Annotated in this window: 28 protein-coding genes; 10 read left to right on the forward strand and 18 right to left on the reverse strand. The window is 60.4% G+C overall.

Annotated elements, in window-relative coordinates; all coding sequences use genetic code 11:
• The first annotated feature begins 117 nt into the window (after nucleotides 1–117).
• Nucleotides 118–1,230, forward strand: coding sequence for a 4-hydroxyphenylpyruvate dioxygenase (gene hppD, locus L4923_RS02670; RefSeq protein WP_239361859.1), 1,113 nt, complete (start codon nucleotides 118–120; stop codon nucleotides 1,228–1,230).
• Between the two features lie 33 nt (nucleotides 1,231–1,263).
• Here hppD and L4923_RS02675 read toward each other — a convergent pair whose 3' ends face one another.
• From L4923_RS02675 to hmgA, 4 genes are all read right to left on the reverse strand, one after another.
• Nucleotides 1,264–1,800 (reverse strand): DinB family protein, encoded by a 537-nt coding sequence (locus L4923_RS02675; RefSeq protein ID WP_239361860.1) that lies wholly within the window; start codon nucleotides 1,798–1,800, stop codon nucleotides 1,264–1,266.
• A 23-nt stretch (nucleotides 1,801–1,823) separates the two neighbouring features.
• On the reverse strand, nucleotides 1,824–2,837 hold the full coding sequence (locus tag L4923_RS02680) for a fumarylacetoacetate hydrolase family protein (protein ID WP_239361861.1): 1,014 nt from the start codon (nucleotides 2,835–2,837) through the stop codon (nucleotides 1,824–1,826).
• Between the two features lie 10 nt (nucleotides 2,838–2,847).
• A complete protein-coding gene (locus tag L4923_RS02685) occupies nucleotides 2,848–3,201 on the reverse strand; it encodes a DUF1428 domain-containing protein (RefSeq protein ID WP_239361862.1) in 354 nt (117 codons plus the stop codon).
• Between the two features lie 91 nt (nucleotides 3,202–3,292).
• Complete coding sequence (gene hmgA, locus L4923_RS02690) at nucleotides 3,293–4,606, reverse strand: homogentisate 1,2-dioxygenase (RefSeq protein WP_239361864.1); 1,314 nt, start codon at nucleotides 4,604–4,606, stop codon at nucleotides 3,293–3,295.
• 104 nt (nucleotides 4,607–4,710) lie between these two features.
• On the opposite strand from hmgA, the gene L4923_RS02695 reads away from it, so the two are divergent.
• Entirely contained in the window at nucleotides 4,711–5,163 is a 453-nt protein-coding gene (locus L4923_RS02695; protein WP_239361866.1) for a MarR family winged helix-turn-helix transcriptional regulator, read from the forward strand.
• 61 nt (nucleotides 5,164–5,224) lie between these two features.
• Entirely contained in the window at nucleotides 5,225–5,806 is a 582-nt protein-coding gene (locus L4923_RS02700) for a tetratricopeptide repeat protein (protein WP_239361868.1), read from the forward strand.
• Nucleotides 5,807–5,811: 5 nt separating this feature from the next.
• Here the strand turns inward: L4923_RS02700 and L4923_RS02705 are convergent, their stop codons facing one another.
• From L4923_RS02705 to L4923_RS02715, 3 genes are all read right to left on the reverse strand, one after another.
• Entirely contained in the window at nucleotides 5,812–6,315 is a 504-nt protein-coding gene (locus L4923_RS02705; protein ID WP_239361870.1) for an HPP family protein, read from the reverse strand.
• Nucleotides 6,316–6,469: 154 nt separating this feature from the next.
• Nucleotides 6,470–7,504: an L-threonine 3-dehydrogenase gene (tdh, locus tag L4923_RS02710; RefSeq protein WP_239361871.1), complete on the reverse strand. Its 1,035-nt coding sequence runs from the start codon at nucleotides 7,502–7,504 to the stop codon at nucleotides 6,470–6,472.
• Nucleotides 7,505–7,515: 11 nt separating this feature from the next.
• Nucleotides 7,516–8,703: a glycine C-acetyltransferase gene (locus L4923_RS02715; protein ID WP_239361872.1), complete on the reverse strand. Its 1,188-nt coding sequence runs from the start codon at nucleotides 8,701–8,703 to the stop codon at nucleotides 7,516–7,518.
• Between the two features lie 165 nt (nucleotides 8,704–8,868).
• On the opposite strand from L4923_RS02715, the gene L4923_RS02720 reads away from it, so the two are divergent.
• Nucleotides 8,869–9,969 carry a mandelate racemase/muconate lactonizing enzyme family protein gene (locus L4923_RS02720; RefSeq protein WP_239361873.1) on the forward strand — a complete coding sequence of 367 codons (1,101 nt, stop codon included), beginning with the start codon at nucleotides 8,869–8,871 and terminating at the stop codon, nucleotides 9,967–9,969.
• Between the two features lie 31 nt (nucleotides 9,970–10,000).
• Here L4923_RS02720 and L4923_RS02725 read toward each other — a convergent pair whose 3' ends face one another.
• Both L4923_RS02725 and L4923_RS02730 read right to left on the reverse strand, forming a co-directional pair.
• The gene (locus tag L4923_RS02725; RefSeq protein WP_239361874.1) at nucleotides 10,001–10,906 is read right to left on the reverse strand and encodes an RNA polymerase sigma factor; all 906 of its coding nucleotides are present in this window, start codon (nucleotides 10,904–10,906) and stop codon (nucleotides 10,001–10,003) included.
• A complete protein-coding gene (locus L4923_RS02730; RefSeq protein WP_239361875.1) occupies nucleotides 10,899–11,216 on the reverse strand; it encodes a hypothetical protein in 318 nt (105 codons plus the stop codon). The genes L4923_RS02725 and L4923_RS02730 overlap by 8 nt, the downstream gene beginning before the upstream one ends.
• 160 nt (nucleotides 11,217–11,376) lie before the next feature.
• On the opposite strand from L4923_RS02730, the gene L4923_RS02735 reads away from it, so the two are divergent.
• Nucleotides 11,377–11,781 (forward strand): tautomerase family protein, encoded by a 405-nt coding sequence (locus tag L4923_RS02735; RefSeq protein WP_239361876.1) that lies wholly within the window; start codon nucleotides 11,377–11,379, stop codon nucleotides 11,779–11,781.
• Between the two features lie 125 nt (nucleotides 11,782–11,906).
• Entirely contained in the window at nucleotides 11,907–12,368 is a 462-nt protein-coding gene (queF, locus tag L4923_RS02740; protein WP_239361877.1) for a preQ(1) synthase, read from the forward strand.
• 34 nt (nucleotides 12,369–12,402) lie between these two features.
• On the opposite strand, the gene L4923_RS02745 is transcribed toward queF, so the two are convergent.
• From L4923_RS02745 to L4923_RS02755, 3 genes are all read right to left on the reverse strand, one after another.
• On the reverse strand, nucleotides 12,403–13,080 hold the full coding sequence (locus tag L4923_RS02745; RefSeq protein ID WP_239361878.1) for a superoxide dismutase: 678 nt from the start codon (nucleotides 13,078–13,080) through the stop codon (nucleotides 12,403–12,405).
• Between the two features lie 113 nt (nucleotides 13,081–13,193).
• Nucleotides 13,194–13,742 (reverse strand): YbjP/YqhG family protein, encoded by a 549-nt coding sequence (locus tag L4923_RS02750; protein WP_239361879.1) that lies wholly within the window; start codon nucleotides 13,740–13,742, stop codon nucleotides 13,194–13,196.
• Between the two features lie 4 nt (nucleotides 13,743–13,746).
• Nucleotides 13,747–14,142: a DUF3828 domain-containing protein gene (locus L4923_RS02755; RefSeq protein WP_343302640.1), complete on the reverse strand. Its 396-nt coding sequence runs from the start codon at nucleotides 14,140–14,142 to the stop codon at nucleotides 13,747–13,749.
• Between the two features lie 287 nt (nucleotides 14,143–14,429).
• Between L4923_RS02755 and L4923_RS02760 the strand changes: the two genes are divergently transcribed.
• Nucleotides 14,430–15,323 (forward strand): metallophosphoesterase, encoded by an 894-nt coding sequence (locus tag L4923_RS02760; protein WP_239361881.1) that lies wholly within the window; start codon nucleotides 14,430–14,432, stop codon nucleotides 15,321–15,323.
• A gap of 116 nt (nucleotides 15,324–15,439) precedes the next feature.
• The gene (gene mutL / locus L4923_RS02765) at nucleotides 15,440–17,284 is read left to right on the forward strand and encodes a DNA mismatch repair endonuclease MutL (protein ID WP_239362064.1); all 1,845 of its coding nucleotides are present in this window, start codon (nucleotides 15,440–15,442) and stop codon (nucleotides 17,282–17,284) included.
• A gap of 8 nt (nucleotides 17,285–17,292) precedes the next feature.
• Here the strand turns inward: mutL and L4923_RS02770 are convergent, their stop codons facing one another.
• A complete protein-coding gene (locus L4923_RS02770) occupies nucleotides 17,293–18,186 on the reverse strand; it encodes a DMT family transporter (protein ID WP_239361882.1) in 894 nt (297 codons plus the stop codon).
• Nucleotides 18,187–18,277: 91 nt separating this feature from the next.
• Between L4923_RS02770 and L4923_RS02775 the strand changes: the two genes are divergently transcribed.
• The gene (locus tag L4923_RS02775; RefSeq protein ID WP_239361883.1) at nucleotides 18,278–19,204 is read left to right on the forward strand and encodes a LysR substrate-binding domain-containing protein; all 927 of its coding nucleotides are present in this window, start codon (nucleotides 18,278–18,280) and stop codon (nucleotides 19,202–19,204) included.
• 64 nt (nucleotides 19,205–19,268) lie between these two features.
• Here L4923_RS02775 and L4923_RS02780 read toward each other — a convergent pair whose 3' ends face one another.
• A complete protein-coding gene (locus L4923_RS02780) occupies nucleotides 19,269–19,682 on the reverse strand; it encodes a hypothetical protein (protein WP_239361884.1) in 414 nt (137 codons plus the stop codon).
• Between the two features lie 338 nt (nucleotides 19,683–20,020).
• Between L4923_RS02780 and L4923_RS02785 the strand changes: the two genes are divergently transcribed.
• Nucleotides 20,021–20,254 carry a DUF2093 domain-containing protein gene (locus L4923_RS02785; RefSeq protein ID WP_239361885.1) on the forward strand — a complete coding sequence of 78 codons (234 nt, stop codon included), beginning with the start codon at nucleotides 20,021–20,023 and terminating at the stop codon, nucleotides 20,252–20,254.
• Nucleotides 20,255–20,288: 34 nt separating this feature from the next.
• On the opposite strand, the gene lpxK is transcribed toward L4923_RS02785, so the two are convergent.
• From lpxK to L4923_RS02805, 4 genes are read right to left on the reverse strand one after another with little or no spacing between them, the layout of a single operon-like run.
• Nucleotides 20,289–21,317, reverse strand: coding sequence for a tetraacyldisaccharide 4'-kinase (lpxK, locus tag L4923_RS02790; RefSeq protein WP_239361887.1), 1,029 nt, complete (start codon nucleotides 21,315–21,317; stop codon nucleotides 20,289–20,291).
• 2 nt (nucleotides 21,318–21,319) lie between these two features.
• Complete coding sequence (waaA, locus tag L4923_RS02795) at nucleotides 21,320–22,636, reverse strand: lipid IV(A) 3-deoxy-D-manno-octulosonic acid transferase (protein ID WP_239361888.1); 1,317 nt, start codon at nucleotides 22,634–22,636, stop codon at nucleotides 21,320–21,322.
• Nucleotides 22,633–23,424, reverse strand: a complete 792-nt coding sequence (locus L4923_RS02800; RefSeq protein WP_239362065.1) for a lysophospholipid acyltransferase family protein — start codon at nucleotides 23,422–23,424, stop codon at nucleotides 22,633–22,635. Before L4923_RS02800 ends, waaA begins: the two co-directional genes overlap by 4 nt.
• A gap of 2 nt (nucleotides 23,425–23,426) precedes the next feature.
• Entirely contained in the window at nucleotides 23,427–23,672 is a 246-nt protein-coding gene (locus L4923_RS02805; protein ID WP_239361889.1) for a DUF4170 domain-containing protein, read from the reverse strand.
• Nucleotides 23,673–23,688: the final 16 nt, after the last annotated feature.

The raw sequence follows: 23,688 nt of genomic DNA on the forward strand, positions 1-23,688 counted from the left end.
CCCTCAATCGTGCATGAATTTCGCACATTATGATCCTTGCAGGCACTGTAATGCAAGCACCGTGCGGGCATCCAGCCTTATACTGGTCGCAACTGGAGACGAACCGGAGGATTTGCCATGGGTCCCTTCCCGCACGACGCGCCACCCGCCACCATCAGCGAGACCAACCCCGCCGGTACCGATGGTTTCGAGTTTGTCGAATTCGCCCATCCAGAGCCGGAAAAGCTTGCCGAACTGTTCGCCCGCATGGGCTACACTGAAGTCGCCAAACACAAGACCAAGAAGATCTCGGTCTGGCGTCAGGGTGACATCAACTACGTCCTGAATGCCGAGCCGGGCTCTCATGCCATGAAGTTTGTCGACGAACATGGCCCCTGTGCGCCGTCGATGGCCTGGCGCGTGGTCGATGCCAAACACGCTTTCGAACACGCCATCTCCAAGGGCGCCAAGCCCTACGAAGGCGCGGACAAGGCACTCGAAGTGCCCGCGATTGTCGGCATTGGCGGCTCGCTGCTCTATTTTGTCGAGAAATACGGCGCAAAGGGCTCAGCTTATGACGCCGAATTCGACTGGATCGGCGAGCGCAATCCGAAGCCGGCCGGCGTCGGCTTTTATTTCCTCGACCACCTCACCCATAATGTCTACCGCGGCAATATGGACAAATGGTGGGACTTCTATCGCGACCTGTTCGGTTTCAAGCAGATCCACTTCTTCGACATTGACGGCAAGATCACCGGCCTGGTCAGCCGCGCCATCACGTCGCCTTGCGGCAAGATCCGCATCCCGCTGAACGAATCCAAGGACGATACCAGCCAGATCGCCGAGTATTTGAAGAAGTACAAGGGCGAAGGCATCCAGCATATCGCCGTCGGAACCGACGACATCTATGCCGGCACCGACAGGCTGGCCGACAATGGCTTGAAATTCATGCCCGGCCCTCCCGACACCTACTACGAGATGTCGCACGACCGGGTGAACGGACACGACGAGCCGATCGAACGCATGAAGAAGCACGGCATTCTGATCGACGGCGAAGGCGTGGTGAATGGCGGCATGACCAAGATCCTGCTGCAGATCTTCTCCAAGACCGTGATCGGCCCGATCTTCTTTGAATTCATCCAGCGCAAGGGCGATGAGGGATTCGGTGAAGGCAATTTCCGCGCCCTGTTCGAGTCGATCGAGCAGGACCAGATCAAGCGCGGCGTGCTGAAAGTACAGGCTGCCGAATAGCCAGGCAGCAGGCCGGTTCACAGGTCGAGCGTGTCAAAGTCCCAGGCGCTCGACCTCTTTTTTTCTGAGCTTGATATCGTAGTCGAGCAGGAACTCGTCGAGTTGCGGCGGCTTGACCGATGTGCCTGATAGCATGGCGTGCACCTGCCCGCGATGGTGGATCTGGTGCAGGAACAGGTGCGCCAGCAAGTCGCCGATACGCTCGGGAATCATACCATTGTCGCCCCGGTCGGTCGGCACGCGCCGATCCAGGTCGACCTTTTTCAGTTCGTTGCAGAACGACAGCAGCCGCCGGTCGGTCTCCGCCTGGACCGCGGCCAGTTTGGCGGGTATTTCGAAATCCGCCCAGTCGTCGAAGATGGCGAGCCCGACACCGCCCTCTTCCACCATGTCGAGATAGTAGAGATCGACTGACAGGACGTGGTTGAGCGTCGCCTTGATGGACGGAAAGAAACCGGTTCTCTCGGCCTCAAACTCACCGGGCTTCAGTGCCATCAAAGCCCGGTAAAGCCGGTCGTTAGACCAGAGATTGTTCGCGGCCATGCGGCGGAAATGATCGATCAGGTCCATCGCCGCTCCTTTTTGCTCAATAGTCAGTCCTGGTATTTTTCCACCTTCTGCTCGATGGCACCGAAGATCGAATGCCCAGCCTTATCCTTCATCTCGATACGCACCGTGTCGCCGAAGCGCAGGAATGGCGTTTTCGCTTCGCCACTCTGGATGGTTTCGATCACACGCTGCTCCGCAATGCAGGAATAGCCGGAGCCACCTTCGGCAACGGGCTTGCCAGGGCCGCCGTCCTTTTTGTTGGAAATCGTGCCGGAGCCAATGATCGCACCGGCTGAGAGCGGCCGGGTTTTGGTTGCGTGCGCAATCAAAGCCGGAAAATCGAACGTCATGTCTACGCCCGCATTGGCGCGCCCAAACGGCTTTCCGTTGAGGTCGACGCAAAGCGGAAGGTGCAGCTTGCCGCCATCCCAGGCATCGCCGAGTTCATCCGGCGTGACCGCAACGGGCGAAAACGCCGAGGACGGCTTCGATTGGAAGAAGCCGAAACCTTTGGCAAGTTCCGGCGCCGTCAGTGTGCGCAGCGTGACGTCGTTGACCAGCATGACGAGGCGGATCGCATCGCGTGCCTGCTCCTTGTCGGCTCCCATCGCCACATCGTCGACGATGACCGCGACCTCTGCTTCAAGGTCGATCCCCCAGCCCTCGTCGGCCATGCGGATCGGATCTCGCGGCGGGATGAACGCGTCCGACCCGCCTTGATACATCAACGGGTCGGTCCAGAAGCTTGCCGGCATTTCGGCATTGCGTGCCTTGCGCACCAGTTCGACGTGATTGACGTACGCCGAACCGTCGGCCCACTGATAGGCGCGCGGCAGCGGCGAATGAGCATCATGCTCATGAAACCGCTCCGAAGGCACGGAACCATGCTCGAGCGACTCGGCCAACGCCGCAAGATGCGGAGCGATACGACGCCAGTCGTCAAGCGCCGCCTGCAGGGTCGGCGCCAGAAACGAAGCGTCGGTCAGGCGCGTCAAATCGCGGGACACGACGACAAGCTTTCCGTCGCGCGTCCCGTTCTTCAAGGTGGCAAGCTTCATTCAGTTCCCCTTATCGCTCCATGAAGACTTTGAACCCACCATAGATCAGCCGCTTCATATAGGCAGGCATATTTTGCATGCCCGGCTGCATCCGCGGGTCCTCCATCACTTTCTTCATCACCTCGTCGCGATGCTCGCGCGATTTATAGGTGACGTAGGAAAATACGATTGTGTCACCTGCTTCCTTCTTCACTGCAAGCGGGAAAGAGGTGATCTCGCCATCGGGCACATCATCGGCTTGGGCCTCGACGTAAGACAAAGCACCATGTTCCATCCAGACCGTGGCGGCGAGGTCGACATTCTTTCGGTATTCCTCCCACTCCGCCTGCGGCACCGGCAGAATAAAGCCATCGACATAGGTCATGATCGTCTCCTTGTATGTTGACGGTCACAGGACGCATGACTGGCGCGATTTCCGACAACCGGCCCCTGAAAAACCGATGATGCTGATCGGATCAGCTCCAATCGCCTTCAGGCGTGCCGTTAAATCGCTTCTTCAGGTCCTTCCAGCAGTCGATGTAGTCCTCCTGCAAGGTGGGGAGTTCTGCACCGAAACGTGTCAGCATCTGCGGAAAGCGCGTCTCGAACATGAATGCCATGGTGTTGTCGAGCTTCACCGGCTTGAGTTCCGCCTTGGATGCCTTTTCGAAGCCAGGCGCGTCAGGGCCGTGCGCCAGCATCATGTTGTGCAGGCTCATGCCGCCGGGCACGAAGCCTTCTTCCTTTGCATCATACTGGCCATGGATCAGGCCCATGAACTCACTCATGATGTTGCGGTGATACCAAGGCGGGCGGAAAGTGTTTTCCGCCACCATCCAGCGCGGCGGGAAGATGACGAAGTCGACATTGGCGGTGCCCTCTTCGCCGCTCGGCGCGGTCAGCACTGTGAAGATCGACGGATCAGGATGATCGAACAGTAGCGCCCCGACCGGCGAAAAAGTAGCAAGATCATACTTATACGGCGCATAATTGCCGTGCCAGGCGACGACGTCGAGCGGTGAATGGTCGAGTGCCGTGGCATGGAACGAACCACACCACTTCACGATCAGCCGGCAAGGCTTCTCCTTTTCCTCGAACCACGCACAGGGCGTCTTGAAGTCACGCGGATTGGCAAGGCAATTGGCGCCGATCGGACCGCGGTCCGGCATGGTGAATTTGGCGCCGTAGTTCTCGCAGATATAGCCGCGTACCTCTGGATCGAGCAGCTCGACCTTGAACACCAACCCACGCGGCAGGACGCAGATCTCGCCCGGCTGCATCTCGATGACGCCCATCTCGGTGACGAAATTCAGCCGGCCAACCTGCGGCACCACCAGCATCTCGCCATCGGCATTGAAGAAATGATCGTCCACCATCGACGTGTTGGCGACATAGACATGAGCGGCCATGCCGCTCTGCCCAAGGGCATCGCCCGCCGTCGTCATGGTGCGGATGCCGGCGATGAAATCGGTCGGCTCCGTCGGCATCGGCGTCGGGTTCCAGCGATATTGCCCTAGCGCCAGTTCATGGTCGCCAACATTGGGGGCGGTCTTCCACAGCGGATAGCTCGTTGTCTTGAAACGGCCGGTATGCTTCACGCTTGGACGGATGCGGTAGAGCCAGGATCGCTCATTTGTGCCGCGCGGCGCGGTGAAAGGCGATCCCGACAGTTGCTCAGCATAAAGCCCATAGGCCGGCCGTTGTGGTGAATTTCGCCCTTGCGGCAGTGAACCCGGCAGCGTCTCGGTTTCGAAATCGTTGCCGAAACCCGGCATATAGGAAAACGGCATGACATCCTCCCCGGATTGACCAAATTGGTTACATCTGTAACCATCCAAAATGTAACTATCAACGCCACGACAGCTTCTCTTGAAGCTCGGCCGGAATGACCAGCATGGCAAGACAAGACGACGTCCTCGAGCTGGAAACGTTCCTACCTTATCGGCTCTACCATCTCGCTGACCTGGTCAGCCGGGAGTTTGCACGCATCTACAAGGACCGCCTTGGCTTGACGCGTCCGGAATGGCGCACCCTGTCAGGGCTAGGCCAGAGCGGGACAATGACTGCGAAAGAACTCGGCGAACAGTCTGCGATGCACAAGACCAAGGTCTCGCGTGCCGTGGCTGAATTGGAGCGACGGCGCTGGCTGACCCGCACCCCGGATGAGAAAGATCGACGTATCGAGCATCTGGCCCTGACGAAGACAGGCCTTGCCGCTTACCTCGACATGGTGCCGCTGGCGAAGGCATTCGAGCAGGAATTGCTCGGAAAACTCGATAACGGTTCCCGCGAAGCTATCATCCAGTTGCTCGGAAAACTCGAATCCGCAATTTTAGGCCGGGGTTGAGATACGCCTTACGACGACTTTGGGGGGCAAAATGCAAACTTTACGGTAGATCATCATCGGCTTGGCTACCATCATCATGGCAACAGCTTCTTACGCGAAAGAGATGCCGTTGTGGGAGGGCGTGCAGAAGACCGCTGAGATGCAGGAGGCCGATAAGAAGTTTATTGAAAGCGTTCGAAAATCCACCAACGACAATCTGCAAATCGGCGCCAAACGGGCCATCGAACTGGGCTGGCAATCATTTCAAAATCAGGACTTTGAAACGGCGATCCGTCGATTCAACCAGGCTTGGCTCCTGGATCCCGAAAATCCGTCAATCTATTGGGGGTTCGCCTTGACCACGCATCAGCGTGGCGAGCCTTCGGAAACGGTCGAGCGGTGGTTCGCGGAAGCTGAAAAACGAATGCCGAGTGCAGCGCCTCTTCTCTCCGATCATGGCCGAACACTGGAAGAACGAAATGAGGATACGAGAGCAGCCGAGTATTTCAAGCGCGCGCTGGCGATCGATCCCAACCATGTCGAGGCTCACATTGGCATGGCGCGCATTGCCCAGAAAACCGGCGATCAGTCAGCTTATGAGCTGCATTTGAAGGAACTCGACCGTTTGCAAAGGAATGCCCCGGCATCTGGCAGCCCGAACTAGCCTGCTCAATCCACCCGGCGTGGATAGTGAAGGCGCGGCGGCAAGCGATGGTGGACGACGCCGAGTCCGACCAGACTGATCGAGCCGATCAGGATCGTGCCGAACAACGAAGCACTTTGCAGAGGCGCAGCAATCGCAATCAGCGGCACAGCACCAGCTGGCGGATGAGTGACGCGCAGCATCGACATCAGCGCGATCGCAGCGCCGACGGCCAAGGCCGCCACGGTCCAGTTTCCAGGGAGCGTCAAGGCTGCCGCGACGCCCACGATCGTAGCCAGCAGATAGCCGCCGAATACATTGGCAGGCTGCGCCAGCGGGCTGGTGGGCTGGCCAAAGATCAAGACCGCCGTGGCGCCCAGCGGTGCGAGCAGCAGCGGCAGATCGGTCAGCGTTGCGAGGCCACCGACTGCGCCGATGCCGATAACTGCGCCAAGGCCCGACTTTGCATGCGAAAGCGGATGACTGGCTGGCTCGTGGCGCGCAGTGAAGTGACGGATATGGCGGCGCATAGTCGGAATTCCGGCCCTCACACATCACCCCGAAAATCGTTTCGATTCCCGGGGCGAGGCGCTTGCACAATTAGGTCTGCTGCATTAGCAAACGCGCTCGCGGCGCGGCAACAAACGTTATTCGAAAAAATCCACTGTTAAGAAAAAATTTTTCCTACCAATCCATAACGACCTTGCCGGAATTGCCGCTGCGCATGGCGTCGAACCCCGCCTGATAGTCGTCAATGCCAATGCGGTGGGTGATCAGTCCGCTCACATCCAGCGGCCCTTGCACCAACGCGATCATCTTGTACCAGGTCTCGAACATTTCGCGGCCATAGATGCCCTTGAGATGCAGCATCTTGAAGATGACCTTGTTCCAATCGATCTCGAACCCGGTTGGCGCAATGCCAAGGATGGCGATCTTGCCGCCATTGTTCATGGTGTCGATCATGTCTCGGAAGGCGACGGCTGATCCCGACATCTCCAGACCGACATCAAAACCTTCGGTCATTCCCTCGTCATGCATGACATCGCGCAGTTTTTCCTTCGAGGCGTCGACGACGTGATGCACCCCCATCTTCCTGGCCAGCGCCAAGCGGGTCGGGTTGATGTCGGTGATCACAACCTTACGCGCACCAACGCATTGCGCCACCAGGGCCCCCATGATGCCGATCGGACCCGCCCCGGTAACAAGCACATCTTCGCCAACCAGGTCGAAGGACAACGCGGTATGAACCGCATTGCCGAGCGGATCGAAGATCGCCGCGATCTCGTCCGGGATATCATCGGGGATCGGCACGACATTGTGCTGCGGGATGGCGACATATTCGCCGAAAGAACCGGGCCGATTGACGCCAACGCCCAACGTATTGCGGCACAGATGCCCCCTGCCCGCGCGGCAGTTGCGGCAGTGGCCGCAGACGATGTGACCTTCACCCGACACACGCTGTCCGACCTTGTATTCGCTCACGGCTGAACCGACATCGGCGATGGTGCCGACGAATTCATGGCCTGTTACCATCGGTACCGGCACGGTCTTCTGGGCCCACTGATCCCAGTTGTAGATATGGACGTCGGTGCCGCAGATCGCCGACTTCTTGACCTTGATCAACACATCGTTGGGGCCGATCTCAGGAACCGGCACACGCTCCATCCAGATTCCTGGCTCGGGCTTCGCCTTCACCAGCGCGCGCATCATGTTGGACATTCTGTTCTTCCTCAGGAAATGATGCCGAGTTCCTTGCCAACTTCATCGAACGCCGCGACGGCGCGATCTATATCGGCCGTGGAATGCGCCGCCGACATCTGCGTGCGGATGCGCGCCTGTCCCTTGGGCACGACGGGGAACGAAAAGCCGATGACGTAGATGCCGCGCTCCAGCATCTTGGTGGCCATCTGCTGCGCCAGCGTCGCATCGCCAAGCATCACCGGTATGATCGGATGGTCGGCGCCGGCAAGCGTGAAACCGAGCTTGCTCATCGAGGAGCGGAAATGCGACGCATTCGCGTAGAGCTTTTCGCGCAGCGCATCGCCCTCGTCGATGATGTCGAACACCTTGAGTGACGCCGCTGCAATCGCCGGCATCAGTGTGTTGGAAAAGAGATAAGGCCGTGAACGCTGGCGCAGCCACTCCACCACCTGCCGCTTGCCGGATGTATAGCCCCCGGAGGCGCCGCCCAGTGCCTTGCCGAGCGTACCGGTGATGATGTCCACCCTGCCCTCGACACCGCAGTGCTCGGCCGAGCCGCGCCCATGCTTGCCAACGAAGCCGACGGCATGGCTATCGTCGACCATGACCATGGCGCCGTATTTTTCCGCAAGGTCGCAGACGCCCTGCAGGTTGGCGATGATGCCATCCATCGAAAAGACGCCGTCGGTGGCGATCAGCTTGAAACGGCTGCCTTCCGCCTTCTTCAGCTCTTCCTCGAGTGCGGCCATGTCGTTGTTTGCATAGCGGAAGCGCTTGGCCTTGGAGAGGCGCACGCCGTCGATGATCGAGGCATGGTTCAGCGCATCCGAAATCACCGCATCTTCCTCACCGAGCAGCGTCTCGAACAATCCACCATTGGCGTCAAAGCAGGAGCCATAGAGAATCGTGTCTTCCAGGCCCAGGAAGGACGAGATCTTGGCTTCGAGTTGCTTGTGCTCTTCCTGCGTGCCGCAGATGAAGCGCACGGAGGCCATGCCGTAGCCGTAGCGGTCCAGCGCCTTTTGAGCGGACGCGCGCAATTCTGCATTGTCAGCAAGGCCAAGGTAGTTGTTGGCGCAGAAATTCAGCACTTTCTCGCCGGACACCTCGATCTCGGCCGACTGCATGGATGAGATCACCCGTTCGGATTTGTAGAGCCCTGCCGCCTTCAGGCCGGCCAGTTCAGCGTCGAGATGGGCGAGAAAGCTGCTACTCATGAAGCACGGACTCCCTTGAAGCTGGCCACGCATACTGCGACGGACCGGTTGAAAGCTAGCACAAAAACGACCGACGGATCTGCCGCTTCCTTGGCGGCGCCCGACCTTTCGGGGCGATAGCCTGATGCACCATCACATCGGCTCGCATCGCCAGGGAACCCCAGGATGACCATCGCCTCCATCAGTCTCTACCAGCAATGGCAACCGTTTCGCGACGGCACCTACACCTGCTCGGGCGGACGCAGCGCAGAGGGTTTCGATTCGACCATTGTCGAGATCAGCAGCCACGACGGCAGCAAGGGCTATGGTGAGATGGCGCCGCTGGGCTCCTTCTACGATCCGGCCTTTGCGGAAGGTGCGCGGTCTGCCATGCGTGAGTTGGCGCCGCGCCTGATCGGCGAGGATGCCGCCGGCATCGAGGCGTTGAACCGCCGCATGGATCTGTTGCTCAAGGGCCACCCCTACTCCAAGGCCGCCATCGACATGGCGCTGTGGGATCTTGCCGGCCAGCGCTGTGGTCTTTCCTTGGCGACCATGACCGGCGGCGCAGAAGGCAGCGCCATCCCGCTCTACCGTTCGCTGGCGCAGCAGAGCCCCGATGCCATGGCCATGCGGGCCAGGAAATACATCTCCGAGGGCTATCGCCGGCTGCAGGTCAAGGTCGGCCTCGACGTCAACGAAGACATCGCTCGCCTCGAAGCCGTTCGCGCCGCGGTGCCCACTGGCACCGTGCTGTTTTGCGATGCCAATGGCAGCTGGGGCACAGCGGAAACCCGGCGCTTCCTGCAGGCGACACGCACGCTCGACTACACCCTGGAACAGCCTTGTGCGAACTACGAGGAAAATCTCGCCATCCGCTCGGCTTGCGACCGGCCGCTGGTGTTGGACGAAACCATTGATAGCGCCGATGCCCTGCTGCGTGCCATTGCCGATGGGCTTGTCGACGGCATCACCATCAAGCTCGCCCGCGTCGGCGGACTGACCAAGGCCAAGCTGATCCGCGACATTGCGATTGCCCGCAATCTCAAAATCACCATCGAGGACACCGGTGGCGCGCAGATCGACACCGCGGCCTATTGCGGCCTTTTGCTGTCGACGCCGGAATTGCTGCGCCAACACACGGTCGATTTCCACAACTGGGTCACGGTTGCCAACGGCAAGGCCGATTTCACTATCGAGGACGGTGGCATGACTCCTCCACGAGGTCCCGGCCTGGGGGTCGAGGTGGATCCGGACACGTTCGGCGAACCCATCTTCCGCTGCTGACAAATGCCTTCATTCGCGGCCCGCGTCACCTCTATCGCGTTAGGGAAAGGATGTCCGCGCCGTCCACGATATAGCGCGCGTAGCGGAAATCCTTGATTTCCATCAGCAGGTCGCCCTCCCAGCGCAGAAGAACGATGTAAGCCGGTAGCAATGGCGCCGTTTCGCGATTGTCGAATACCAGTGCCCCCGCATATCCTTCGAGCGCGCCGGCAGTCAGGCGCCAGCGCAGGTCGCTGGCATAATTGCTGTAGTAGTTTGAGACTTCGCGACGTCCTCGCATCACCGTCTGGCCGACAAGTTCCGCCTTGACCTCATCGGCCAAACGGTCTCTCAACGCCTCGAAGTCTCGTGCATTGAAGCGCTCGACATAGAAGAACAGTCGTTCGCGCTCCTGCGGCGAAAGCACCGGCAAGGGTTTATCGATTGGTTCGGCGGCAAAGGTTCGCAACTGATTCCTGCCCCGATGCAAAAGGGCCTTGATGGCCGGAATACTCATCTGGGTCACAGCACCAATTTCGCTTAGCGAATAGCCGAGCACGTCCATCAGGATAACGCAGCTACGCTCACGCGTTGGCAACTGCATGAAGGTACGCAAACTTGCCGTGGCTGCGATTCGCCTGTCCGCATCGGCCGGCAGCTCGGCAGACATCTCCAATCCTGCTGCGGTCTCGTATGCTTGGATACGCCGGCGCCGGCGTAGAAAATCAAGCGCGGCATTGTGCGCAATGCGAAAGAGCCAACCTTCGGGATTGGTGAGCGGTACGGAGGCAGGAAAGGCCTCCACGGCCTTTTCCAGAGCTTCCTGCAGCACATCTTCGCCCTCTATCGCGGAGCCGGTCATACGGGCACAATAGCGGTGCAGTTTCGGCCGAAGCGGCGCGATCAACGACGCAAGTTCCGTGTTGTATCTCGAGCGGGCGCGCTGTGCTTCAGTCATCGGTTGCTGACCATCCAGGCACGCCAAAGCTGCCGACAACTTTGACCCTGCCCTGCACAGGCGCTTCAAGACAACGGGCCCCGATATCGCGCCGAAAATCCCGGAAAGCGTCGAGGGCAGGTATCGGGTTTTCGCCCTCTTCGGCCACGCCAACCACATGGAAGAAAACACCCTCATCCATCCGCAATGCGACATACTGCACGCCAATGGGTGCCTTCTGGTGCAACTCTTCGAAAACCTGCTCGATCAATCGCTGGTTTTCTTCGCTTTGTTCCGGCTTCGTCCGATAACGGATCATCGTGTGCTTCACGGCTGGCTCCTTGCAAGATTTATACAATGAAGACGAACGCCAGAGCTCGAAGGATTCGCCCCTGGGAAATTTCTCAGAATCCTTTCTGCTTCACGAGACGTCTCCTGGATCGAACCCGCGGCATGACGCTGTCGGGATGAACCGAACGAAGGAGACGACGATGCCCGTTTTCATCATTGAAGGTCCTGCGGGGCTGCAGGACGAAGCCAAGAAAATCCTGATGGCGGAAGTCACCGCCGCGCTCGACGAAGCCTATCACATCCCGGACGTGCGTATATTCTTGCGGGAGCACACGGCAGCCAACGTCGCTCAGGATGGGTTCGCCGACGCCGAGCCGATACGGCCCGTCTGCTTCGTCGAAGCACCCGCACTCCCGAACCCGGGGGCCCGCCGATCTTTGATTGCGAAGCTCAACGGCGTCATTGCAAAAGCATATGCCGGCATCGCCAACACGGACGACATTCTCATCCTCTGCAACGACTATTCGCTCGAAATGGCCGGAGCCGGCGGGCGCCTGCAATCGGAAAATCCTGAGATTGTCGCGGCGCTTGACGCTGCCAAGTGAAGTGGTGCCGACGAGGCAGGTGGCCTCCTCGTCGGCGTCTGCCCCTTCAGCATCAACCCGACTGCATTCAATGCTGGCTTGGGCCGTTCCTTGAGGATAGAGCCTATCTCGAAAGGAGTTCATCCATGACGGAAACGGAAAACCTGACCCAACTCGGTGCCAAGGTCGAGACGCCTGACAGTCCCGACGACGCAGTGCTGGAGACCGTGCCGTTCACACGCGGCGACGGTCCGCCGGCGATCGTGCGCTTCACCTGCCCCGAATTTACCTCGCTCTGCCCCGTCACCGGCCAGCCGGATTTTGCACACATCGTGATCGACTATGCGCCGGATACTCTTCTTGTCGAATCCAAATCGCTGAAGCTGTTCCTCACTTCTTTCCGCAACCATGGCGCCTTCCATGAGGATTGCACGGTGATGATTGGGCGACGCGTGGTGGCGGCCACCAAGCCGCTATGGTTGCGCATCGGTGGCTACTGGTACCCGCGCGGTGGTATTCCGATCGACGTATTCTGGCAGACCGGCGAACCACCGAAAGGCGCCTGGTTACCTGACACGGGTGTCGCGCCCTATCGCGGCAGAGGCTGAATCGCGGCTTTCCCGATTGCCGTGCCAACAAACATTAAGTGCTCATCCGCTCGCCGGCAGCCTGCCAGTTGATACGTTCCGACAGCAGGGCACCGACATGCTCGCCCTTGCGGTTCTCGTAGTCGAGGTAATAGGCATGCTCCCATAGGTCGATGCCGACAAGCGGTTTCAACCCATCCGGCAGCGGATTGCCGGCGTCTTGATAGCCTTTGACGGCCAGCTTGTCGTTATCGGCCACAAGCCATACCCAGCCGGTGCCAAATACCGCATCGCTTTCCTTGGCGATGGCTTTGAACAGGCCTTTTTCGTCGCCGAAGTCGCGCTTGACCGCGTCGGCGAAGGCGCCGGTCGGCTTGGTTGGCCCACCCTTGAACTGCTGCCAGTAGAAAACATGATTCCAGGCTTGGCCTGCTTGGTTGAAGACCTTGTCCTCGCCGTCCTTCTTGGCTGCCACCACGACCTTCTCAAGCGTCATATCGGCGTAGGGAGTGCCGGGCACAAGCTGGTTCAGCTTGTCGAAATAGGCCTTGTGATGCTTGCCGTAATGAAGGCCCACGGTGCGGGCGGATATCTGCGGGGCCAACGCATTCTCGTCAAAAGGCAACGGTGGCTGCTCGAACGGCTTTGCTGCGCGCAGGATGGAAGGGCGTGCCAGCGTCGCCGCGGCGGTGCCGGCGGCAAGCAGAAGGACGGAACGGCGTGTCGCAATCATCGTCTCGGCTCCTTGTTGGGATGAGCATGCCCAACGCGCAAACGGAGCGCACGTTCCCGCGACAAACCCGCCGTGTCGAGATTTGAACCCGCAGAACGAAAAATCCCTCGGCGTCACTCGCACTGATATTGACTGAGAGCCCATTCGCCGGTGACCGACAGAAGATCGGTTATCTTCCAGGTGCCTTCGACCTTCTTCAACTTCCACTCCAAGCGATGCGGCTCACTGCCCTCGACAAAGGCAACCACCACACGCGCCTGGTCTCCGCTGATCGATTCCAGTGACTTGAAGGTCTTTTCGAGCGCGGCCTTGTCGTATGGCACCTGATCGAGCGGCATATTCTGGTCGAGGCAATCGCCTTGCCCTGACTTCTTAAGAAGTTCGTTCTTCTCCAGCACCGTCCTTGCAGGATCGACGAAATGGTCGCGGTCGGCCAAAGCCAGATCCGTGCCGTCCGCATAGAAGGGCCTGACTCGCGCCGTGGGCGAATCCGGATCGACTGCAGTCGCCAGGTTCGACGCGGTCGGAGCCGCACCGGCAGGTGCGGTCGGCGACGCGGGCGTCTTGGCGCCCAGCAATCCCTCTGCGCAAGCTCCCGCGGTCGAGGCACCGCATGCACATCCGGCCAACAGCAAAAGCAAAAAGCGGTGTCCGCGCACCATCGGCTTATTCCGGCTCTTCTCCACCCGAGCAACCCAGTTCGCTAAGCTTCCAGCTGTTGCTCCTGGAGGCGATGTCAGCGACCTTCCAGGCTCCCTCGATCTGCCTGAGGTCCCAGACCATTTCGCGTCTGGAATCTTCGCCTTCGGTGAACAGGCTGAAGCTTGCGGTGACTGTCGCCTTATCGCCGTCGACGGTCTCTGTGAGCTTCACACTGTCGGTAACGGTCTTGTCGTCGTAGTCCTGGGCATCCAGCGCCGGATCGAAATCAATGCAAGCGACCTCGTCCGGGTGTTTCTTGATGGCGGCATCATTGAGTTGGAACAGCTTGATGACGGGGTCGGTGAAGCGATCCCGATACTGCGGATCGGCGGCGAATTTTACCGGTGAATAGAAAAACATCACCGCATCCGAAGCCGGCCCAGCCAAAGCAGGACCCGAATAAGTCAAAACGGATAAGGCAAGCAGCAATCCCGGCTTCATGATTCCCCAATCCCGAGTGGCATCTCATATCACGCATCCGCCATCTCGGCTTTTTTACGGCCTGAAATCGAGCATTAACTGGGCCGTGACACCAGGTGGATTCACGCCGCTGTCACCGAGCATGCCTACCCTGCCCCGGTAGTTTGCAGGCAGAGGCTCCCTTGATCACACGACGCAACCTCCTCAGGATAGGCGGCACTGCCGCAATGTTTGCACCGTTCGGAGGCTTTACTGTCGACGCATCGGCAGCGGATGGAAAGGCGCCGCTTTTCAAATTCGGTATTGTCGCCGATCCGCAATACGCACCGGTCGTGCCCAACCTCAAGCTCGACCGCTATTATTCGAACAGCCTTTGGAAACTGTCGGAAGCCATTGAAGCCTTCAACCAGGAAGACCTGCGCTTCGTCGCAACGTTGGGCGACATCATCGACCGTCATTGGGAGAGCTACGCACACATCCTGCCGCTCTACGACAAGCTGAAGCATGAGCGCTTCTTCCTGCTCGGCAATCACGACTATGACGTCGCTGCCGAATACCTGACCTCGGTCGTGCGTACCGCAGGCATGGAAAAGGCCTATTACGATTTCGCAGGCGGCGGCTATCGCTTCATCGTGCTCGATGGCAACGACGTCAGCTTGTTTGCTCCACCGAAGGACGATCCGCGCCGGGAGACCGCCGCCAAGCGGCTCGAAGAACTGAAAGCGAACGGCGCCGTCAATGCGCAAACCTGGAACGGCTCGCTAAGCGACGATCAGTTCGCCTGGCTCGACAAGACCATCAAGGCGGCACAGTCGGCGGGAGAGAAAGTGATCGTGATGGGTCACTATCCGATCTATCCCGAAAACGAGCACAATATGTGGGATTCCGACCGCATCGTGGAACTGCTGATCAGCTCCAGCAATGTCGTCGCTTATTTCAATGGCCACAACCATGCTGGGAATTTCGGCGAACTCAACGGCAAATACTTCATCAACTTCAAGGGCATGGTCGACACACCTGCCACCAGCGCCTACGCAATCGTCGAAATCTATGATGAGAGGGTCGAGATTCGCGGCTTCGGACGCGAGGAAAACCGTACCTTGAAAATCCGGACCGCGTAGTCGCATTTGGATGGGCTGAAATCGGCGGAAAGTTTCCGCCGATTTCGCTGTGGTCTTTGCACGAATAGCCGGGCATGGTTGTTCGCCGGTTTGGCGAATCCCGCTATAGTCCAGCCATGCCCATCCGCCAGCTTTCCGAAACGATGATCAACCAGATCGCCGCTGGCGAGGTCATCGAGCGTCCCGCCAGTGTCGTCAAGGAATTGGTCGAGAACGCGCTCGATGCGGGCGCTGGCCGGGTCGAGATCGTCACCGCCGGCGGCGGGCTGAATTTGATCCGTGTTACCGACGACGGGTCAGGCATTCCGGAACCGGAATTGGCGCTTGCCGTGGCGCGCCATTGTACGTCGAAGCTCTCCACCGACATCAACGACATCCGGTCGCTCGGCTTTCGAGGCGAAGCCTTGCCTTCGATCGGTTCCGTTGCACGGCTGTCGATCCGCTCGCGCACGGCGCAAGGCGATAGCGCCGCCGAAATCAGCATTGAGGGCGGGCGCGTGGCGCCTGTGCGGCCCGCGGCAGCCAATCGCGGCACGACCGTAGAGGTGCGCGACCTGTTCTTCGCCACGCCTGCGCGATTGAAATTCATGAAGGGCGAGCGCGCCGAAAGCTCTGCCACAAGCGACGTCATCAAGCGCATCGCAATTGCCTTCCCTTCCGTACGGTTCACGCTTGCTGGTTCCGATCGCTCGACGCTGGAACTGCCGGCGACCGACGACAGCCCAGAAGGACAGTTGCGCCGCTTGGCGCAGGTGATGGGTTCCGAATTTCCCGACAATTCCATCGCCGTGGACGCCATGCGTGAAGGCGTGCAGCTCACCGGTTACGTTTCGATCCCCTCCTTCACGCGCGCCAATGCCTTGCAGCAATATGCTTATGTCAACGGCCGGCCCGTGCGCGACAAGCTCATCGCCGGCGCCATCCGCGGCGCCTATATGGATGTGCTGCCGCGCGACCGCCACGCCGTGGTGGCGTTGTTCCTATCGCTCGATCCCGCGACGGTCGACGTGAATGTACACCCGGCCAAGGCCGACGTGCGCTTCCGCGATCCCGGACTTGTTCGCGGCTTGATCGTCGGCGCGATCCGCGAGGCACTGACGAACGCCGGTATACGGGCAGCAACCACGGGGGCAGCGGGCATGATGGCCGCCTTCAGGCCCGGCGCTACCAACTTCGGTCATGGCGGCCCAGCGAATGGTCATCGCAGCTACGATGCGGCCCATCATACCTCCGGACCTGTGGGTTTCGATGCCACGCGTTCACCGCAGCGGCCGCTCGAGATGGGTTTTCGCGAACACGAACAGCAGACTTTCGATACCGGGCCCGCAGTCAGTGCCGATGCCCGCGCCAGCCAGATCGAGGCCACCGATACCTTGCTCGGCGCAACGCTGGGTGCGGCGCGCGCGCAAGTGCATGAGAACTACATCGTCGCACAGACCAGGGATTCGCTGGTGATTGTCGACCAGCATGCCGCGCATGAACGCCTTGTCTATGAAGCGCTGAAGAACGCGCTGCATTCTCGCCCCGTGCCGGCGCAGATGCTGCTTCTGCCGGAAATCGTCGATCTGCCCGAAGACGATGCCGAACGGCTGGCGATGCATGCCGAAACCCTGAAGCGTTTCGGTCTCGGTATCGAGCGTTTCGGGCCCGGTGCCATTGCCGTGCGCGAAACACCGTCCATGCTGGGCGAGACCGACGTGCAGCAGCTCGTCCGCGATCTGGCCGACGAGATCGCCGACAATGACACCACTGAAGCGCTGACGGAACGCCTCCATCACATCGCCGCCACCATGGCTTGCCATGGCTCGGTGCGCTCCGGCCGCCTGCTTAAGCCCGATGAGATGAACGCCCTGCTGCGCCAGATGGAAGCGACGCCGGGGTCCGGCACCTGCAATCACGGCCGCCCGACCTATATCGAACTCAAGCTTGCGGACATCGAGCGACTGTTCGGCCGACGCTAAGCCTCTCGTCAGCGCTTCATGTTGACGATGATCACACCGCCGAGCGCAAGCACGCCGCCGATGATGCCGAGCGTTGTGGGCACTTCGCCAAGCCAAGCAAAGCCGATCACCGTCGCCACCGGTGAGACCAGGTACAAGTAGTTGGAAGCGCGTGCTGCCGGCAGACGCGACAGCGCCGTTGCCCAGGCGGCGTAGGAAATGAAACTCGGGATCAACCCGAGATAGATGACAGCAGTCAGGCCTGCCTTGTCGGCATGTGAGGCCTGGACAAGGCTTTCTGGAAAGAATGGCGCAAGGCACAGCGCGCCGAGCACCATGTTCCACGCAGCGACTGTCAGTGGATGATGTCGTGAAAACAGCGGCTTTTGCACGATGGTGTTGACCGACGAACACAGCGCCGAGCCCAGGATCAGCAACGCACCGGTGTTGAACGTCAGCCCATTGCCCTCGCCCATTGCGATGACGCCGATACCGGCGAAGGAAACGAAAGTGCCGAACCAGGCGAGCACCGGGAACCGCTCGCCGAGCAGGAACATCGCCATGATTGCGGTGAAGATCGGGCTGACATTGATGATGAATGCAGCGGCACCAGCCGACACTGTGGTCTCGCCAATATTCAGCATCGCCGTGTAAAGCGCGACGAAGATCGCGCCACCAACCCCAAAACGCCACAACTCGTTGAGCTTGGGCAATGCCGGGCGCTTGATGGCAAGGAAGATTGCCGCCGGCACGGCTGCAATCGCAAAGCGCAGCGCACCGAGCTCCAATGGCCCAAAGGCAGCGAGACCAGCCCGGATCGCGGGAAAGGCTGAAGCCCACCCGACCACTGTAAGCGCCACTGCCAACATTGCCGTGACATCGGTCCGCTGTTCCGAATTCGCCATGCTCATTTGTGCACTCATGATCTTTCTCCGCGCCAATCAGGGTCGCAGTGGCAGAAAACGCTTTTCCGGCCCCGTTGACAAACGATGAAATCGAGGATGAGCTGTGAACATGGATCACAGCTTGGATATATTGCCCCCACTCGAAACCTTGCGGGCCTTCGACGCCGCGGCCAAGACAGGCAGCTTTTCGGCCGCAGCCGAGAAGCTCAACGTCACTCATGGCGCGGTCAGCCGCCAGATTGCGCGGCTCGAAGACTGGTTCGGGCTCAAATTGTTCGAGCGCAAGGCGCGCGGCGTCTCTTTGACCATCGAGGGCAATCGTTTGCATCTGCGCACCAGCGAAGCTTTCGCGTTGATTGCTTCGAACTCCGACCGCTGGGTCGAACCGCGTGGCTCCGCAGTGGTGCGGCTTGCGTCCATTCCTTCCATCAGCGGCCTCTGGCTGATGCCCCGCATGGCGAGGTTGGAATGCGGCGACCCGAAGATCCGGATCGTGCTCGATGTCGACAACCGCCAGATCGATCTGGCTGACGAAGGCATCGACCTTTCCATCCGCTGCGGTCGCGGGCGCGTACCGGAGCGCATCGCCATGCAATTGTTCGAGGAGCACATGTTTCCGATCGCCTCGCCGCAACTGGCAAAGGAAATCGGTACCGGCGATGCCGAACGGTTGCTGAAATACCCGCTGATCCACGATTCCGACGCCGCCGGATGGCGCGCCTGGTTCGGTGAACAAGGTGTCGACTACCGGCCTCGCCCGCAGGACCGGCGCTTCGAGGACTACAACCTGGTGCTGGATGCCGCCGCCTACGGGCTCGGCATCGCCCTTGCCCGGCCACCTCTGGCGGAAGGCCAAGTCGCGGCAGGACGTGTCGTGGCAGTGGACAAGCGCACAGCGCTCAATCCGGTATCCTACTGGCTTGATCGCCCAGCCGGAAAACCGCGTGCCGCAGCCGCGGAACTCGCGCGGCGTATCGCCGAGGCCGCCGGCGTGCCCATGGAGCGCTTCCAGAGTTTCCTGGATGCGGAGCGCTAAGACCGCGGGCCCATGAACCATACCGATTTCGAGCGTTCGATCACGTCGAAAGGTTCGGTCAAGCTTAAAACAGCAAGAGGATGATCAGCAGGAATAACGCGAGTGCCGCAAACGCGAAGGCAATCGTACGCGCACTGATCGTCACCTCCGCCGGAATGCGCCAAGACTCCTCACGCATTGGCTTTATCTGCCCGGCTCGTCTCTTCTTGGCAGTTTCATCCGTCAGGCCCAGAACAGTCGCAGCCTGCAGCGGCGGAGCAAACGCATAGTTTGGCATGGGTTGGGCGCGCATGCCAGAAACGGCATCATCGCGGCTGGTTGGCGAGCCCGACAATGATCGAAGCCCAGTTTCCATTTCAACAGCGGCTGCGCTCACCGTTGACGATCGCGGGCTTACCGACGCTGCCGCCGCTTCGTCCAGTTCAAGCGCAGCGCGGTATGCGTCGATGATCTGCGGCGAAGCCTCCTTCTGCGCCAAGGTACCCTTCGTCGGCACGATGAGCGGTGGCGCTATCGACGGCATCGGTTCGGCTCCGCGTGGTGCGAGCGGTGTCACCAGCGTCTTGATCAAAGCTGCCTTGTCTGGACCCGGCCTCGCTACCGGCGCTGGCACATCGCCTGCGGTGGCCTGCTTGAGCAGAGCAGCAAGGCGGGAAACGGCAACGACCATGGCGATCCGACATATGTTTTTTTCGACAATAAGCCGTCTCGGTTGTGCCAGGCTGGCCTCGCGCTTGACCTTGCCCGCGTTTTATGGCGGAAACGCTTGAAGTCAGGCCGACAAGGCCCGACCTTCATGAACACAGGTCTGCCGTGATGATGAATCGTTTCGAAGGTCCCGGAGGTCGCGAAGCCCGCATTCGCTATCTTGACGGCGATTTCCAGGTCACCAGTCCGGGCGCCTTCGTACGCTGCGCCGTAACCGGCGAAAACATCGCTCTGGACGAGCTCAAATATTGGAGCGTGGCGCGGCAGGAACCCTATGTCAGCGCTGCTGCTTCCCTGCAGCGCGAAATCGAGGTCAATCCGGATCTGCGAAAGCGCGGGTAACGAAAGAGCCTTTCCTCTAGCGGGCGGGCTTCACCTATCCACCTACACGTCGCCTGCGCCAGGCTTCGAGTGTTTCATCGATGATGCGCTGTGGCGTTTGATCGGGCTCGAACACCGTCTCGATTTCAAGCACGCTGAGCTTTTCAAGGAACCCCGAGGGGATTGCGCCGTGCCGCAGCCGCGCAGCATCCTTGGCGGTGGTAACGAGGCCGAGTTCCGCCGTCTTGGCGGTGGAAAGCAATTCCGCCAGTTCGTCCGCGCCATAGACGTGATGATCGGGGAACGAGCGGCTAAGCACCACCTTGCCGCCGGCTTCCGCCACCGTGTCATAGAACTTTTCGGGATGGCCGATCCCCGCGAAAGCCAACAACCGCTTGCCGGCGAACTGACTGGCATCGCGTGGCCGGGCGCGTGCAGCAAAGATCGGCTTGCCCGCGCGCGCAGCTTGCCGCACCACGATGTCGGCCGCCGTACCGTCGCCCATTCTGAGCAATGCATCCGCATAGAGAAGCTGGGTCACCACCGGCGCTCTCAGTGGACCACCCGGGATGACGCGGCCATTGCCCAACCCATAGCGGGCATCCACGACAACAAGAGCGAAATCGATATGGATCCGCGCGCTCTGAAAACCGTCATCCATGATGAGGAAGTCACAGCCCTCTTTCTCGATCAACATGCGAGCGCCGGCGGCACGGTTCGGCGACACCGCCACAGGCGCGTGTTCCGCCAGAAGCAGCGGCTCGTCGCCGACATGTTTGGCTGCATCATGACGCGCATCGACAATGTGCGGCTCGGCAAAAGAGCCTCCGTGCCCGCGCGACAGAAATCCCGGATTCAGCCCTCGCTGCAAGGCGTGCCCCGCAAGCGCAATAGCCACCGGTGTCTTGCCGGAGCCGCCGACCGTGAAGTTTCCGACGCAAAGCACTGGTACGTCGATCTTTTCACGTTTCGCGGAACGCATACGCCGGCCAGCGATCGCGCCGTAAAGCCAGGAGAGCGGCGACAGGGCACGAGCACGCCAATCCGGTTTTTCCCACCAGAACGGTGGTGCTTCGCTCGCCATGCTCAGCGACCTCCCGCCACCTTGAGGCGGGCTTTGACGACAAGCGGCTGGATGTAGGGCTCCAATGCCCTTTGCGTGGTGGCCAACGCGCCACGCATCTGCTCCACGGTCGCGGCACCCGCCGCCATCATCTCACGGCGGGCTCCTTCATTGGTAAGCAGGAAATTGACTGCGCCAGCCAGCATCGGGCGATCGCGCACCAGCTTGGCGGCACCGGCGTCCAACAGCTTCTGATAGGAGTCGCGGAAGTTCTGGACGTTGCGGCCAGCGAGAACGGCGGTCTCGAGCATAGCCGGCTCAAGCGGATTCTGTCCTCCTTCCGACGTCAGTGAACGACCGACAAAGGCGATCTCGGTGAGCCTAAGATAAAGCCCCATCTCACCGATCGTATCACCGAGCAGGATGTCGACATCGGGTGTGATTTGGTCGTCCAGGCTGCGCCGCGCCACCGTAAGCCCCATACCGGCGAACGTTTCGACGAGTTCTTCCGCACGCTCGGGATGACGCGGCACGATGATGGTGAGCAGCCCGGAATGCCGTGGCGCGAGCGTCTTGTGTACTTCGGCGGCAATGACTTCCTCGCCGTCATGGGTCGAGATGGCCGCCCAGGTCGGCCGGCCGCCGATCTGCCGGTCAAGCAAGGCAAGCTCACTCTGGTTGACCGGCGGCGGCGGTGTGTCGACCTTGAGATTGCCCGAAACTGTTACCGGTCGTGCGCCAAGTGCCCGGAACCGCTCTCCGTCGACTTCCGACTGCGCGACGACGTGGGCAAGATTTTCGAACAACGCCTCAGCGATGTTGGACCGTTTCTTCCAGGAGGCGAAGGAGCGATCAGACAAGCGCCCGTTGACAAGCACTTGCGGCACGCTGCGCGCGCCGAGTTCCAGAATAGTGTTCGGCCATATCTCGGATTCGGCGATGATGACGAGGTCGGGATGCCAATGATTGAGGAACCGGCTCACGGCCGGCCTCAAATCCAGGGGTACGTATTGATGGATAACACGATCGCCCAGCCGCTCCGCCACCAGTTTGGCTGAGGTGACCGTACCGGTGGTCAACACGACCGTGACGCCATAGTCGAGAATCGAGCGGACCAGCGGCACCACGGCATTGGTCTCGCCGACGCTTGCCGCATGCACCCAGATCAGCGGTCCGTCAGGCCGCTCCTGGCTGGCAACACCGTAGCGTTCGCGACTGCGGGTACGGTCTTCCTTACCTTTGGAAGCGCGCCAGGCGACATAGGGGCCGGCCAGCGGATAGGCAGCCGAACCGGCGACACGGTAGAGCGACAGCATCATGCGGGCCCACCGCTCGCTCATCGCGCAGAATCCACCAGGTCGTATGCCTTGGCGGTAGCGGCGTTGAGCGCATCGGTGAGTTCGAGGCGCTTGCGCTCCATCTCGGCTTCGTCGGCATTGCTTGCTACGAAGATGGGCTCGCCGGCGGCGATCGCCGAGCGGCCGAACGGCAGGTTGATGGTCGTCTTGTCCCAGCTCTTCTCCAGCACCTTGCGGCGGCTGGTGGCAAGGGCCGCCGGAATGATCGGTCGGCCCGACAGCTTGGCGAGCAGGATGACACCGAGGCCCGCATCGCGCGGCGTGCCATGCGGGATGTCGGCGATCATGCAGACATTCTTGCCGGCCATCAGCGATTTCTTGAGTCCGATCAGTGCCTTGGCGCCACCCTTGTCGATGTGGCGCGCATCCGCGCGGCCGCCCGATCCACGCACGGTCTCGATACCGAAGCGCTCGATCACCTGTGCGTTGATCTCGGCGTCAGCGCTGCGCGACACCATGGCAACCAATCCGCGCTTCGAAGGGTAGAAGGCCGGCATCAGGATATGCTGACCATGCCAAAGCGCGATGATGCCTGGCTCGATACCTTCATATTCCTTGTCGCTGAATTTGGCCGACTGGGCAACGCGCGGATTGGTGAGCCGGATGAAACGCATGGTCAGCGTGAACAAGCTGACGATCAGGCTCTTGACGAAACGCGATTGTGCAAGCGGCTCGCGCACCTTCTTCCACAGCGGCTTCAGCGCGCTGTTGGAGCGCTTCCTTTCGCCCGCGGGCCGATCAGCCTGCGGTTTCGCCACTTGCTCTTCCATCGTCACGCGCTGGTCTGCCCCTGTGGATCGAGCAGGCGATGCAGATGCACGACGAAATAGCGCATATGGGCATTGTCGACGCTGGCCTGCGCTTTGGATTTCCAGGCATTCAGCGCCGACTGATAGTCGGGATAGATGCCGACGATGTCGAGCGCATCGAGATCGCGGAACTCGCTGCCGCCGAGCGCCTTCAGCTCACCACCAAACACCAGGTGCAAAAGCTGTTTCTTTCCGTCTTCCCCGGTCATGTCCGTCCTTCACATC

The sequence above is a fragment of the Terribium retamae genome, assembly GCF_022347545.1.
GTDB classification, from domain to species: Bacteria; Pseudomonadota; Alphaproteobacteria; order Rhizobiales; family Rhizobiaceae; genus Mesorhizobium; species Mesorhizobium retamae.